Genomic DNA, 14,182 nt, shown 5'->3' on the forward strand with positions numbered 1-14,182 from the left:
CGACGCCCGCTAACGGGCCGTCGCCGTGACGCGCTCGGCCTCGATCCGCTTGGCCAGGGACTCCCCGTCCAGCCGGTCCAGGTTCCGGCACAGCACCACGGATCCCCCGATGGCGAGCGGCGCGTACAGCCCGGCGCTGAGGCCCTCCCAGGTGTCGTACGGCAGTGCGGACAGGATCCGCGAGCCGGGCCCCGTCAGATCCAGCCCGGGCGCGTCGGCCGCCGCCCGCTCCACGACCTCGGCCCCGGTGTACTCCGCCCCGGCCACGATCAGCGCGGGCGCCTCCGGGTCCACCGGCGCGTACGGCGCGAACCGATCGCCGTGACTGGGCACGTCCACGGCGTAGTCGGCGTATCCCTCCGGCGGCGACGGGAAGCGCCGCCCCAGCGGTGCCAGCGACAGCGCGTACCGCTCGCCGCGGCAGGCGAGCCCGTCCTCGAACCGGCCGGGGCCGGCCACCACGAAGTCCGCCCGCGCCGGTTCGCCGTCCATGTCCGCGAGCACCCCCACCGACGAACAGGCCAGCAGCCACACCGCCGTCTGCCAGTGCGCGGGCAGCAGCAGCGCGACCCGGTCGCCGGGCTCGGCCGACAGTCCGTCCTGGATCAGGTTCGCGGTCTTGGCCACCCAATTGGCGAAGGTGGCCACGGACAATTCGACCCGTTCTCCGGTGGCGTCGTCGTAGAACGTGACCAGGGGGCGCGCGGGGTCCGCGGCGAGCGCGGAACGCAGCAGGTCGGCAGGGGTGCGATCGGTGGCGTTCACCCGCGCAAGCGTACGCGCGCGGCCGGGCGCGCATCGAGTGGCGGGGCCACCGGTTCGGGCGAATCCGCCCCGACGGCGCGTCAATTCCCCGATAGACATACTTGTATGGTTATGTCCAGTATCGGGAACATGCGTGGATTCCTTGCTTCCTCCATCGGCCTGACCTGCGCCGCCGCCCTCGCCCTACCGCTGACCCTGACCGCGACCACGGCGACCGCGGCGACCGCGTTACCGGCAGCGAGCGCCGGGGCCGGGACGACGGCCGCCGACCCGTCCGCCCAGCCCGGTATCCCCGGAAGCACCCAGTCGCTTCCGCTGGTCCCCCTGTCCGATGAGCGAGCCGCGGGCGCGCCCGGCGCGCAGGGCCTGCCCCGCCAGGACGTACGGCGGTTCTCGCTCGTCGGCGTCGTCTGGGACGACCCGGACACCGAACTCCACGGCCGCGTCCAGGTCCGTACCCGCGCGGCCGGTACCGGCGCCTGGTCCGGCTGGCAGGACGTCGACACCCACAACGCCGACCACGGCCCCGACCCGGGCACCCCCGAACACTCCTCCGGCCGCCTCCGTGGCGCCACGGCGCCGTTGTGGGTGGGGGACTCCGACGGCGTGGAGGTACGGGTCCTGCCCGAGGCCTCCTCACGTACGCCTGCCCCGCTTCCCTCCGGACTCCGCCTCGAACTCGTGGACCCCGGCCGGGCGGACACCGGCGCGGGCGCCGCCCGCGGTGCCGACGACGATCCCCCGCTCACCGGTCCCCTCAGCGCCGAGACGGCCGCCGCCTCGGAGGTCAACGCCCTGCTGGCGCCGATCGGCGCCACCGATATCCCGGCCCTGGACCGGGCGGACACCGAGGACGAGCTGTTCGTGCTGCGGGCCCCCGAGATGACGGCGGAGCAGCTGGACAAGCCGTACATCGGCCCGCGCCCGGGCATCACCACCCGGCGCGGCTGGGGCGCCGACGAGAATCTGCGCGAGAAGGAGTTCCTCTACACGAAGCAGGTCAAGGTGGCGTTCGTGCACCACACCGCCACCGGGAACAACTACACCTGCGCAGAGGCGCCGTCCGTCATCCGCAGTATTTACCGCTACCACGTGGTGAGCATGGGCTGGCGGGACATCGGCTACAACTTCCTCGTCGACAAGTGCGGAAACATCTACGAGGGGCGCGCCGGGGGTGTGGCGGAACCGGTCATGGGGGCGCACACTCTCGGTTTCAACCACGACAGCATAGGGATCGCCGTTCTCGGCACGTTCGACTCCACCGCGCCGCCCACGACATCGGTCACGGCCGTCGGGCAGTTGACGGCCTGGAAGCTGGGCCTCTTCGGGGGCGATCCGGGGGGCACGACATATCTGAAGTCCGGGGGTGGCAACCTCTACAAAAAGGATACGAACGTACGACTGAATGTGATCTCCGGCCACAAGGACGGTTTCCTGACGGACTGCCCAGGACAGCTCCTGTACGGCAAGCTCGGATCCGTCCGGTCGGAAGCGTCACGCCTCCAGGGGCGGCCCTGAGAGGTCAGGGGTGCGGCGGGGGTGTGCGGCGGGGCGCAATCGGCGGACGTGTGGGGGGCTTTCGGTGAGGCGTACGGCCGTCGAAGGCACCGGACAACGGTCTGCATACACTGGCCGGCCGAAAAACAGTTCGGCCGGTCCTGGCAGGAAGCAGAGACGACAGGTGACAGAAGCGATCCTCCTGGTCGGCGGCAAGGGCACTCGGCTGCGCCCGCTCACGGTGCACACGCCCAAGCCCATGGTCAGGGCGGCGGGGGTGCCGTTCCTCACGCATCAGCTGGCGCGGGCGAGGGCGGCGGGCGTGGAGCACATCGTGCTCGCCACGTCCTATCTGGCGGAGGTCTTCGAGCCGTACTTCGGGGACGGCTCGTCGCTGGGGCTGCACATCGAGTACGTCACGGAGGATGAGCCGCTCGGCACGGGCGGGGCGATCCGGAACGTGGCGTCGCGGCTGCACTCCGGTCCCGACGATCCGGTACTCGTCTTCAACGGGGACATCCTGACGGGGCTGGACATCAGGGCGTTGGTGCGGACGCACGAGACGACGGGGGCTGATGTCTCCCTGCATCTGACGCAGGTGACGGACCCTCGGGCGTACGGGCTGGTGCCCACGGACGAGACGGGGCGGGTGACGGCGTTCCTGGAGAAGCCGCAGACGCCGGAGGAGATCGTCACCGACCAGATCAACGCGGGGGCGTACGTCTTCCGGCGCTCGGTCATCGACACGATTCCGGGGGGCAGGCCCGTGTCGGTGGAACGCGAGACCTTCCCGGACCTGCTGTCGGCGGGGGCGCATCTGCAGGGGATGGTCGACTCCACGTACTGGCTGGATCTGGGCACGCCGGCGGCGTTCGTGCGCGGCTCGGCGGACCTGGTGCTGGGCCGGGCGCCTTCTCCGGCGGTGCCGGGGCGTTGTGGTGACCGGCTTGTCCTGCCTACGGCGACGGTGGCGTCGGACGCGAAACTGGCCGGCGGCACGGTGGTGGGCGAGGGGGCGTTCGTGGCGGAGGGTGCGCGGGTGTTCGGCAGCACGATCCTGCCGGGTGCGGTGATCGAGCCCGGCGCCGTCATCACCGACTCCCTCATCGGCACCCGGGCGCGCATCGGGCAGCGCTCCATACTCACCGGCACGGTCATCGGCGACGGGGCGGTGGTCGGCCCCGACAACGAACTCCGGGAGGGCGCGCGGGTGTGGTGCGATGCGCGGATTCCGGGGGGTGCGGTGCGGTTCTCGTCGGATCAGTAGGGGTGGGTGCCTGGGCCGTGCCGGCGGCGGCCTGTGGCTGTTCGGTGGGGGGTGCTGTCGCGCCTACGGTGCGGGGTGTGGGTCGGGGCCGCGTCGGGGGGTGTCCGTCCTCGGAACGGCGCGACTCGGTCTCTCACAGAGGTACCCGTGTTGACGCGCCAACCGCTGCGGGCGGACACCCCCCGACACGGCCCCTTCCGTGCGTCCGCGAGTGCGGCCATCGCCGTGGCGCGCGCGGGGCGCTCGCCGTGTGCGTGCGTAGCGGCGGCCGGCCGGGTAGCGCCGGGTTGCGTGACGTTCCCCGGCTCGGCCGCAGCGCGCGTAGCTGCGGGCAGTCGTGCCGCCTGGGGAGGCACGGGTGGGCGCAGCGGCACCCCGTTGCGCCGGGCTGCGCGACGCCCGGCCTCAGCTGCAGCGCCGGGCGCCGGTGTGCGTGCGGTGCCTTGCGGCTCGCGCAGCGCCGGGGCGCCTACAAGCGCCCGATGTCTCCCCGAGGCATCCGCGGTGCCCTTCTCGGCGGCACCCTTCCGCTCAGCAGGATCAGGCGAGCCGCGCGATGGCGTTGCCCGGCATAGGGCTCCAGCAGGGACAGCATCACGGAGTCGTCCGCATCCCGGTCCCCGGCCAGCGCCCAGCCCACGATGCCCGGCAGATGCAGATCCCCTACCGTCACCTCGTCCGGTGCCCCGTGGCTCCGCTGCACGGTTTCCGCCGACGTCCACGGCCCCACCCCCGGCACGAGCTCCAACCGGGCCCGCGCGGCCGGGGGTTGCATCCCCACCGTCTGCTCCAGCCGCGCAGCGACCCGTACCGCTCGCAGGATCGTGGAGGCCCGCTTGTCGTCGACCCCGGCCCGGTGCCATTCCCACGAGGGGATCAGCGCCCAGGTCCGCGGTGGTGGCATGACATACATCTGCCCGGGCACCGGCCCCGGCGCCGGTTCGCCGAACTTCCGTACGAGCAACCGCCACGCCCGATACGCCTCATCGGTCGTGACCTTCTGCTCCAGGATCGACGGAATCAGGGACTCAAGGACCAGCCCGCTCCGCGTCAGCCGCAAGCCGGGCCGCCGATGCCGGGCCAGCGCGACGATGCGATGCCGGGGGGCGAAGAGGGAGGGGTCGTCCGAGGCGCCGAGCAGGTCGGGGAGCTGGTCGAGGAGCCAGTCCGCGCCGGGGCCCCATGCCTCGCCCCGCACCTGTGTGCCCTGCGCCGACACCCGCAGCGTTCCCGGTCCGGCGGGCGTGAGGCACGCGCGCCACACCGAACCGTCCGGGGTGGTCCGGAAGGTCGGATCCCCGGGGCCCCGCCGCAACGGCCCCAGCACCAGCCCGAGGTCCAGCGGCCCGTCCGGCACCCACGTCCGGATCCGTCCCGCCGTCCGCGCCACCTGCCGCGGCACGCCCGCGGGCACGCCGACCTCCCCACCGCGCACCGTCGTGCGGGTGGGGCGGGGAGCGAAACGTCCTGCCACGAATGTGATCCCGGGGGTAGAGGGGTTGCTCTATGAGGGTAGGCGTCGGGGTGGCTTGGTCACCGCACCTCGATGAACGTTCCCGCGTCCCGCTCCGGCCGCGGCCGCGGTTCCTCCGCCGGGTGGCCGACCGCCACCGCGCCCATGGGGTCCCAGTCCGCCGGCAGCCGCAGTACCTCGCGCACCACGTCCCGGCAGAACATCGTCGACGACACCCACGCCGAGCCCAGCCGCTCCCCGGCCAGCGCCACCAGGAAGTTCTGTACGCCCGCCCCGGCGGCGACCACGAACATCTCCCGCTCGGCCCCGTCCCGTCGCGGGTCCCCGTAGGTGTGGGAGCCGTCCATGACCAGGCAGGGGACCACGAGGTACGGGGCGTTGCGCAGTACGTCCCCGCGGCGTATGCGCTTGGCGATGGATTCCTCCGTCTTGCCGTCCTGGCGCAGGTCCGCGATCCAGGCGTCCCGCATCGCGTCCAGCAGCTCGGTCCGCGCCTCGGGCGACTCCAGCAGGACGAAACGCCACGGCGTCGTGTGGTGCGGCGCCGGTGCCGTCACGGCCGCGGCCACGGCTCGGCGTACCGCGCCGGGGTCCACGGGCTCGTCCGTGAAGGACCGGACCGTACGCCGCTGGGTCACCGCCTCGCGTACCGCCTCCGACGTGCCGAGCCGGAACATGTCGTCACGTGCGCCCCGGACCAATGCCCGCGCTCCTTCCCCGTCCTCCTCGGCCACCGTGTGCGGCAGGCCGCGTACGACCGCGACCGGCAGTCCGGCCGCCTTGCCCTTGACCAGGTCGCCCGCGGCGGCAAGCTCGTCGGCGGTGGCGACCACGGTGGCGCTGAGCGGATTGCCGTACGCGTCCGTGCCCCCGCGCAGATCGTCGAGTACGCGTATGCCGGCGGCGCCGATCGCCACATCCGTGAGCCCCGAGCGCCAGGGGCGTCCGAAGGTGTCCGTGACGATCACGCCGACGTCGACGCCCAGGGTGTCGCGCAGTCCGTTTCGGATCGTGCGTGCGGACGCGTCCGGGTCCTCCGGCAGCAACAGCACTGTTCCGCTGGGGGTGTTGGATGCGTCGACGCCTGCGGCCGCCATGATCAGGCCCTGCCGGTTCTCGACGATGCGCAGGGGCCCGCGCCGGGCCACCACCCGTACCGTCTCGGCGTCGATCGCGGCCTCCCGGTCGTCCGCCTGGACGATCCGGCCCTCCGCCTTGGAGACGATCTTCGAGGTGACGAGGAGTACGTCCCCGTCGGCCAGGCCCGGTTCGGCGGCGGCGATCAGCTTGGCGAGGTCGTCCCCGGGTGCCACCTCGGGCAGGCCGGGGATCGCCCAGACGCGGTAGCCGGTCATGCGGCTCGCACCTCCTCGGCCAGCGCCAGCGCGTCCCGGGCCATCTGCGCGGCCGCCTGCTCGTCGGTCATCAGCAGGGGTACGGCCCGGCAGCGGATGCCCGCCCCCTCGACCCGCTCCACCGCGCTCGCGTCCACGGTGTCCACCAGCCAGCCGTCGAGCAGCCCGGAGCCGTAGTGCTCGGCGACCGCCGCGGCCGTGGCCTCCACGCCGACCGCCGCGAGCACCTTGTCGGCCATGCCGCGCACCGGCGCGTCCCCGACGATGGGGGAGAGGCCGACCACCGGCACCCCGGCGTCGGCGATCGCCTCCCGGATGCCGGGCACGGCGAGGATCGTGCCGACCGAGACGACCGGGTTGGACGGGGGGAAGAGGATGACGTCGGCCTGCGCGATCGCCTCCAGCACGCCGGGCGCGGGCTTGGCCTGCTCGGCGCCGACCGGTACGACCGCCTCGGCGGGGACCGAGGCCCGCAGCCGTACCCAGTACTCCTGGAAGTGGATCGCCTTGCGCTCGCCGTCCAGCTCGACGGCCACGTGCGTCTCGACGCGGTCGTCCGTCATCGGGATGAGGCGGACGCCCGGCTGCCAGCGGTCGCACAGGGCTTCGGTGACCGCGCTCAGCGGGTAGCCCGCGCCGATCATCTGGGTCCGCACGATGTGCGTGGCGAAGTCCCGGTCGCCGAGGCCGAACCACTCCGGCCCCACGCCGTACGCCGCGAGTTCCTCCTTGAGGTGGAAGGTCTCGTCGGCCCTTCCCCAGCCCTGCTCCTCGTTGATGCCGCCGCCGAGCGTGTACATCACCGTGTCGAGGTCCGGGCAGACCTTCAGCCCGAAGAGGTGGATGTCGTCACCGGTGTTGCCGATGACGGTGATGTCCGCGTCCGGCACGGCCCGCTTCAGACCGCGCAGGAACCGGGCACCACCGATGCCGCCTGCCAGAACCACAATGCGCATTGAAACAGTGTGTCAGCCGCCAGGCTGACTCGTTGAGGGGTGGTGGTCGGGTGACGGGTGGGAAAGTGTTGCAGGCGGCTACGGCAACGCGTCAGGCAGTCACGGCACGCGCCTCGCAGTGCGGGGTGGTGTGCATGGGCATCTGCGTGAGGCCCGGGTAGTAGATGTGCAGACTCACCGCCGCTTCGAGGGCGTCGTTCACCACCTCGTGCACATAGCCCGGCGCGAACACCCGCTGCGCGCCGGGCTCCAACGCGCGCGTGCCCCGCCGCGTCCGCTCGGTGAGGGTGCCGTCCAGGACGGTGAGGACGCCGGAGGACGGGCCGTGGTCGTGCAGGCCGCTGCCCTGGCCGGGCACCCAGGACAGCAGCCAGACCTCGTAGCCGGGGCCGGTGCGCAGCCGGTGGTACCAGCGGCTGGTGGCGTCGTACTGGACGAGGTGCTCCCACTGGGAGCGGTCGGCGGCGATGGAGCGGGCCAGGCCGACGAACTCGGCGACGGTGGCCGGGTGCTCGCGCGGGGCCTGGAGCAGGTGCGGGACTTCGAGGATGTCGCCGGCGATCTGGAGGTCGCTGTCGCTGTTCATGGGGTGCGGTGGTTCCTCGGCGGGAGAGCGGAGACGCGGAAGCAACGAAGAAGACGGCCGAGTCATGGCGACTCGGGGCACAGCCGGAGCGATGGGGAGGGCTCAACAGCTGGAACAGCAACAACAGCTGCAGCGAGCGTGGGCAGCACCGAGGGACCCGGCGATGCGGGTCGAGGTGGGCGCCAAGTTCGCGAGCATGCCCACAAGAACACCGGTTCACACCCTCACTGTCAACCCGACGCCCGATATGTGGGACATGTTTCACCTCTTCCGGTTCATCGCTCAGGTGAAAGGTTTGCTCAGTCGTTTACCGGGACACATGGCGCACAACCGGGCGCGCAAGCCGCGTTGCGATCCTGTGACCCGACTGTGATCCGGTTCGCTTCGGTGCGCGCGTCGGAACGAGATTGAGCCAGTGGACGTCCTTCCTCGTACAGGGTTCGTGCAGGGCCTGTGCGAGGCCGGTGGCCCCTCGGGCCCCGACCGCGTGTCAAGGTTTATGGCGATTTGAACACTTTCCGCACGGCCTTGGTTCCGCAGAGTGAATAAGGGGCCCAATAGCAGATCTCGGCTTGACTCGCCCGGAGCAGCACACTTGTAATTTCACTCGTGTCGTTCAGCCGGAATCGGTAACGGCTACATCACGGGGACGCGAAAGACAGACGAGGGGCGCACATGACCGAGCTGGTGCAGCAACTGCTGGTCGACGACGCGGACGAGGAACTCGGCTGGCAGGAGCGCGCGCTGTGCGCCCAGACCGACCCCGAGTCCTTCTTCCCCGAGAAGGGCGGCTCGACCCGCGAGGCCAAGAAGGTCTGTCTCGCCTGCGAGGTCCGCTCCGAATGCCTTGAGTACGCCCTGGCCAACGACGAGAGATTCGGTATCTGGGGCGGGCTGTCCGAGCGGGAGCGCCGTCGCCTGAAGAAGGCGGCCGTCTGATCGAATACATACGGGGCGAACGGCCCGTCGCCGGTGGGTTATCCACAGGCGGCGGGCCGTCGTCATGGGCAGCCGATAGTGTGGTCGCTCGTCCGAGACACCCCGCCGTCCCCGTACGGCACAGGTGTCCACCACAGTCCACCGAACCGGGGCCCGTACCTCGATGTCCGTGCACAGCCACACGGCAGCCCAGCACGATGCCGCTGCCACACCAGAGTTCCCGCGTCATGTGGTGACCGCGGTCCTCGTCTCCCACGACGGCGCCCGCTGGCTGCCCGACGCGCTCGCCGGGCTGCTCGGCCAGGAGCGGCCGGTTCAGTACGTCATGGCCGCCGACACCGGCAGCGCCGACGACTCCGCCCAGCTCGTCACCGAGGCACTCGGCCCCGACCGCGTGCTGCACCTCGCCCGGCGCACCGGCTTCGGCCAGGCCGTCGAGGAGGTCAACCGCACGGCGCCCGTCCTCACCCCGGAGGACCTGCCGTACCTGAGGCGGCCGAGCGGCTGGGACCCCGTCACGCGCAGCTGGCGCGACGACGCGTACGACATGCCCGAGCTGCCGCACGGAGAGCCGGTGCAGTGGCTGTGGCTGCTGCACGACGACTGCGCCCCCGAACCCGACGCCCTGGCAGAGCTGCTGCGGGTCGTGGAGAACGAACTCGAACTGGGCCGTGACGACGTGGCGGTGGTCGGCCCCAAGCTGCGCGGCTGGTACGACCGCAGGCAGCTGCTCGAAGTCGGCGTCACCATCGCCAACTCCGGCCGCCGCTGGACCGGCCTGGACCGCCGCGAACAGGACCAGGGCCAGCACGATCACGTCCGGCCCGTGCTGTCCGTGTCCACCGCCGGCATGCTGATCCGCCGCGATGTCTTCGAACAGCTCGGCGGATTCGACCGGCGCCTGCCCCTGATGCGTGACGACGTCGACCTGTGCTGGCGCGCCCACGCCGCCGGGCACCGCGTCCTCGTCGCCCCCGAGGCGGTCGTACGACACGCCGAGGCGGCCTCCCGGGAGCGCCGCACCGTCGACTGCGCGGGCCGCACCGCCGCCTCCCCCCACAAGGTCGACAAGGCCGGCGCCGCCTACACCCTGCTCGTCAACGCCCGCACGGCCACCCTGCCCTGGGTGCTGCTGCGGCTGGTTCTCGGCACGCTGTTGCGGACCGTCGCCTATCTGGTCGGCAAGGTGCCGGGCCAGGCGGTCGACGAGATCCGGGGTCTGCTGGGCGTGCTGCTGCGGCCCGAGCGGATCGTCGCGGGCCGCCGACGGCGAGGCCGACCGGTGGTCGACAAGAGCGAGTTGCGGCCCCTGTTCCCGCCGCCCGGCGCCACCGTGCGGGCCACCGTCGAACAGGCGGCGGGCAGCGTCGTCGGCCGCTCCGACCCGGAGGTCACCTCCGGCGCCGGACGGCACGGCGGCGCGGTCGAGTCCGGGCCCGGCGGTGACGACGCGGACTTCCTGGAGATCGAGCAGTTCGCCCGCCTGAAGCGCATCGCCCGCAACCCCGGCCCGATGCTCTTCCTGGTGCTGCTGTTCGTCTCACTGGTCGCCTGCCGCGAACTTTTGGGCGGCGGCTCCCTCGCGGGCGGCGCCCTGCTGCCCGCCCCCGCCGACTCCGGTGAGCTGTGGTCGCGGTACCTCGACTCCTGGCACCCGGTGGGCGCCGGCGGGAACGCGGCCGCGCCGCCGTACCTCGCGCTGGTGGCGATGCTGGCCTCGGCGCTGTTCGGCTCCACCGGCCTCGTGGTCACGGTGCTGCTGGTCTGCTCGGTGCCGCTGGCCGGGTTCACCGCGTACTTCGCCTCCCGCCCGCTCGTCGAGTCCCGGCTACTGCGCGCCTGGGCGGCCGTCGTCTACGCCTTCCTGCCCGCCGCCACCGGCGCCCTCGCCGGCGGCCGGCTCGGCACCGCCGTCCTCGCCGTGCTGCTGCCGCTCCTCGCGCGCGCGGCCGTCGCGGCGAGCGGCCTCGCGAACCCCTCGGGCGCGCGCGGCAGTTGGCGCGCCACCTGGGCGTACGCCCTGCTGCTGACGGTCACCACCGCCTTCACGCCGATCGTGTGGCCCGTCGCACTGGTCCTCGGCATCGGCCTGCTCGCCGTACGCCGCGGCGACATCACCGCCTACGGCCTGCGCTTCCTGACCCAGCTGGGCACACCCCTGCTGCTCCTCGCCCCCTGGTCGCTGTCCCTGCTGCCGTTCGGCTTCTTCCGCGAAGCCGGTCTGGAGTACGGCGACTCGGCCGCCTCCGCCCTCGACCTGCTCGGCGCCAGCCCGGGAGGGCCCGGCACGGTCAGCGGCCTGATGCTGTTCGGCATCGTGCTGGCCGCGCTGGCCGCCCTGATGCGCCACGAGCGTCAGTCGGGAATCTGGACGGCCTGGACGGCCGCCCTCGTGGGCCTCGTCTTCGCGGTGCTGTCCAACAGCTCCGCCTGGGCGGGTCCCGCGACCCTCGTCTACGGCATCGCGCTCCTCACGGCCGCCGTGATGGGCGCCGAGGGGGCACGCGCGCGTGTGGCCGAGCAGAGCTTCGGCTGGCGCCAGCCGGTCGCCGCGCTGATCGCCTTCGCCTCGGCCGCGGGCCCGCTGCTCATTGCCGCCGGCTGGATGATCCGCGGCGCCGACGGCCCCGTGGAGCGGCGCGACCCGGTGCAGGTGCCCGCGTTCGTCGCCGAGGAGAGCAGCACCCGCGACCAGGCCCGCACCCTCGTCCTCGACAGCGACTCCACCGCCCACGTCGGCTACACCCTGGTCCGCGGCTCCGGCGCCCGCCTCGGCGACGCCGAACTCGCCGCGGCCGACGGCGGCAATGCCGCGCTCGACAAGGTCGTCGCCAACCTCGTCGCCGGTTCCGGCGCCGACCAGGCCGACCAGCTCGGCGACTTCGCCGTGCGCTACGTCCTCGTGCACAAGGGCGCGCCCCGCGAAGTCAGCCGCGTCCTGGACGCCACACCCGGCCTGAGCCGGCTCAGCCAGCAGGACGGCAGCGCCCTGTGGCGGGTCGACCGCCAGGTCGCGCGCGCGGTCATCGTCCCGGCCTCCGGCTCGGGCGACCCCCAGCCGGTCGCCGCCGGACCCGTCGAGATCCACACCAAGGTCCCGGACGGCGCCGACGGCCGGATCCTGCGCCTCGCGGACACCGCGTCCGACGGCTGGACCGCCACCCTCGACGGCAAGCCGCTCACCCGGACCACCGTCGACGGCTGGGCCCAGGGCTTCGAACTCCCCACCGGCGGCGGCACGCTGGACGTCACCTACGACGACCCGATCGGCCACACCGCCTGGCTGTGGGCGCAGGGCTTCCTCGCCGTCGTCCTCGTCGTGCTCGCCCTGCCCGGGCGCCGTCGCGACGTCGACGACGACCTCCCCGAGGAGCCCGCGATCCCCGCCCAGGCCGTCGCAGGCGAGGGCCGCCGAGCCCGCCGCCTGCGGGCCCAGGCCGAGGCCGAAGAGGCAGCCCGGGGCGAGGAGTTCCCGTCTCCTCCGCAGGAGGAGACCCCGGTGTCAGTGCCGCAGCAGCAGCCTTACGACATGGGGGTGCCCCCGGGCGAGGACGTTCGAGCCTGGGGGAGGGACACCGCGAGCTACGCGGGCGCCGAGTACGGGACGTACGGCGGGGAGCAGTACCAGGGCGCCGGTCAGCAGTACGCGGCGGGCGGGTACGGGCAGCCGTACCAGAACGACCAGTACCAGGCGGACCCCTACCAGGGCGGGCAGTACGACCCGTACGCGTACGGAGGTTCGGCCCAGCAGGGCGCCTACGAGCAGACGTACGACCAGTACCCGCAGGGCTATGACGCGACGTACGACCCCACACAGCAACAAGGCCCGCATGGCAGCGGCAGTGAGCGCCCCGACGGGAGTCAGCAGTGAACCGCACCACCGTGTCCCTGATCGCCGGCGTCGCCGCGCTGGCCGCCGTCACCGGGTTCGCCGTGCTGTCCGCCCCGGAGGCGACCGGCACGGACACCGCCAAGGCGGCGGCCCAGTTGCCGGTGGAGCGCACGAGCCTGGTCTGCCCCGCGCCCAGTACGTCCGACCTCGCCGAGACGACGTACTCGTCCTTCACACCGGTCACCGAGGGGACGGGAAACGAGGGGAAGGGCGAGCTGAAGTCGGCCGGGGGCGGCAAGGACGGGAAGCCCGTGCTGGAGCCCAAGGAGCCCGGCTCGCCGGTGTCCGGGGAGAGTTCGGGGGGTGAGGCGCCCGCGCTGATGGGCACGGCGGAGGGCAAGTTCGCGCCGGGGTGGACCGTGCAGGAGACGACCGAGGTCACCGCCGGTGCGGGGCGGGGGCTGCTGGGGGTCAACTGTTCGGCGCCGGACACCGAGTTCTGGTTCCCCGGGGCCAGCACGTCCGACGGGCGGACCGACTACGTGCACCTGACCAACCCGGACGACTCCGCCGCCGTGGTGGACATCGAGCTGTACGGCAAGGACGGGGCGCTGGAGTCCACGGTGGGCGAGGGCATCACGGTCGCGCCCCGGTCCAGCGAGCCGATCCTGCTGTCGACGCTGACGGGCGCCAAGGAGACCGACCTCACGGTCCACGTCAACGTCCGCAGCGGTCGGGTCGGCGCCGCGGTGCAGGCGCTGGACGACAAGGCGGGCGGCGACTGGCTGGAGGCGGCCGCTGAGCCGGCGGGGAGCCTGGTGGTGCCGGGCATCCCGAAGGACGCGACGGCGGTGCGCCTGGTCGCGTTCACGCCGGGCGACGCCGACGCGGACCTCAAGGTGCGGCTGGCCTCGCCGACCGGCCTGATCACGCCGGCCGGGCACGAGACGCTGCACGTGAAGCCGGGCGTGACGACCGCGATCGACCTGGGGGACGTCACGCGGGGCGAGCCCGGATCGCTGGTGCTGACGCCCACGGACCGGGCGGCGCCGGTGGTCGCCGCCGTGCAGGTGGTGCGGGGCAAGGGCGACTCCCAGGAGACGGCGTTCATCCCCGCGGCCCGAGCGGTGGACACGCGCGCGTCGTCGGCCGGCAACACCGAGAAGGGCGTGACCCTGTCGCTGGCCGCCCCGGGGGAGGCGGCGCAGGTCAAGGTCACGGCGTCGGCGGGCACCGAGGGTGGCACGGCGGTGTCGAAGACGTACTCGGTCAAGGCGGGCACGACACAGGACGTCGAGGTGCCGGTGCCGAGCGGCCTGAAGGGCACGTACGCGCTCACGGTGGAGCCGGTGTCGGGCGGCCCGGTCTACGCGTCCCGGACCCTCATCGCGTCGCAGGACGGCGTCCCGGCCTTTACGATCCAGACCCTGCCCGACGACCGGGGAACGGTGGCCGTGCCGGAGGCGGAGCAGGATCTGTCGGTGCTGCAGAAGTAGGCGGCGCGACAGGAG

At 72.7% G+C, this 14,182-nt stretch carries 10 protein-coding genes; 5 read left to right on the forward strand and 5 right to left on the reverse strand.

The features are described 5' to 3' along the window. Positions 1-9 precede the first annotated feature (9 nt). Complete coding sequence (locus tag HJD23_RS25580; protein WP_171108449.1) at positions 10-765, reverse strand: TIGR03089 family protein; 756 nt, start codon at positions 763-765, stop codon at positions 10-12. Between the two features lie 129 nt (positions 766-894). Here HJD23_RS25580 and HJD23_RS25585 point away from each other — a divergent pair, with 129 nt between their 5' ends. Beyond that, positions 895-2,283, forward strand: coding sequence for a peptidoglycan recognition protein (locus HJD23_RS25585; RefSeq protein ID WP_232107550.1), 1,389 nt, complete (start codon positions 895-897; stop codon positions 2,281-2,283). 163 nt (positions 2,284-2,446) lie between these two features. Continuing rightward, entirely contained in the window at positions 2,447-3,529 is a 1,083-nt protein-coding gene (locus HJD23_RS25590; protein WP_171108453.1) for an NDP-sugar synthase, read from the forward strand. A gap of 469 nt (positions 3,530-3,998) precedes the next feature. Here HJD23_RS25590 and HJD23_RS25595 read toward each other — a convergent pair whose 3' ends face one another. From HJD23_RS25595 to HJD23_RS25610, 4 genes are all read right to left on the reverse strand, one after another. Continuing rightward, positions 3,999-5,003, reverse strand: a complete 1,005-nt coding sequence (locus HJD23_RS25595) for a DNA-3-methyladenine glycosylase 2 family protein (protein ID WP_171108455.1) — start codon at positions 5,001-5,003, stop codon at positions 3,999-4,001. Positions 5,004-5,062: 59 nt separating this feature from the next. Beyond that, positions 5,063-6,358: a coenzyme F420-0:L-glutamate ligase gene (locus HJD23_RS25600; protein ID WP_171108457.1), complete on the reverse strand. Its 1,296-nt coding sequence runs from the start codon at positions 6,356-6,358 to the stop codon at positions 5,063-5,065. Beyond that, complete coding sequence (gene cofD / locus HJD23_RS25605) at positions 6,355-7,314, reverse strand: 2-phospho-L-lactate transferase (protein WP_171108459.1); 960 nt, start codon at positions 7,312-7,314, stop codon at positions 6,355-6,357. The genes HJD23_RS25600 and cofD overlap by 4 nt, the downstream gene beginning before the upstream one ends. Before the next feature lie 91 nt (positions 7,315-7,405). Then, on the reverse strand, positions 7,406-7,900 hold the full coding sequence (locus HJD23_RS25610; RefSeq protein ID WP_171108461.1) for a cysteine dioxygenase family protein: 495 nt from the start codon (positions 7,898-7,900) through the stop codon (positions 7,406-7,408). A 675-nt stretch (positions 7,901-8,575) separates the two neighbouring features. On the opposite strand from HJD23_RS25610, the gene HJD23_RS25615 reads away from it, so the two are divergent. The 3 genes from HJD23_RS25615 (at position 8,576) to HJD23_RS25625 (ending at position 14,167) form a co-directional block, all read left to right on the forward strand. After that, positions 8,576-8,839 carry a WhiB family transcriptional regulator gene (locus HJD23_RS25615; RefSeq protein ID WP_003975777.1) on the forward strand — a complete coding sequence of 88 codons (264 nt, stop codon included), beginning with the start codon at positions 8,576-8,578 and terminating at the stop codon, positions 8,837-8,839. Positions 8,840-9,002: 163 nt separating this feature from the next. Then, on the forward strand, positions 9,003-12,710 hold the full coding sequence (locus HJD23_RS25620; protein ID WP_171108464.1) for a glycosyltransferase: 3,708 nt from the start codon (positions 9,003-9,005) through the stop codon (positions 12,708-12,710). After that, a complete protein-coding gene (locus tag HJD23_RS25625) occupies positions 12,707-14,167 on the forward strand; it encodes a DUF5719 family protein (protein WP_171108466.1) in 1,461 nt (486 codons plus the stop codon). Before HJD23_RS25620 ends, HJD23_RS25625 begins: the two co-directional genes overlap by 4 nt. Positions 14,168-14,182 lie beyond the last annotated feature (15 nt).

Origin of the sequence: Streptomyces sp. Z423-1, assembly GCF_013009255.1 — a bacterium.
Taxonomy (GTDB): domain Bacteria; phylum Actinomycetota; class Actinomycetes; order Streptomycetales; family Streptomycetaceae; genus Streptomyces; species Streptomyces gossypiisoli.

Coding starts and splice junctions, on each gene's coding strand:
- cofD (WP_171108459.1), bottom strand. CDS start 7,314: ATGCGCATTGTGGTTCTGGCAGGCGGCATCGGTGGTGCCCGGTTCCTG.
- HJD23_RS25610 (WP_171108461.1), bottom strand. CDS start 7,900: ATGAACAGCGACAGCGACCTCCAGATCGCCGGCGACATCCTCGAAGTC.
- HJD23_RS25615 (WP_003975777.1), top strand. CDS start 8,576: ATGACCGAGCTGGTGCAGCAACTGCTGGTCGACGACGCGGACGAGGAA.
- HJD23_RS25620 (WP_171108464.1), top strand. CDS start 9,003: ATGTCCGTGCACAGCCACACGGCAGCCCAGCACGATGCCGCTGCCACA.
- HJD23_RS25600 (WP_171108457.1), bottom strand. CDS start 6,358: ATGACCGGCTACCGCGTCTGGGCGATCCCCGGCCTGCCCGAGGTGGCA.
- HJD23_RS25585 (WP_232107550.1), top strand. CDS start 895: ATGCGTGGATTCCTTGCTTCCTCCATCGGCCTGACCTGCGCCGCCGCC.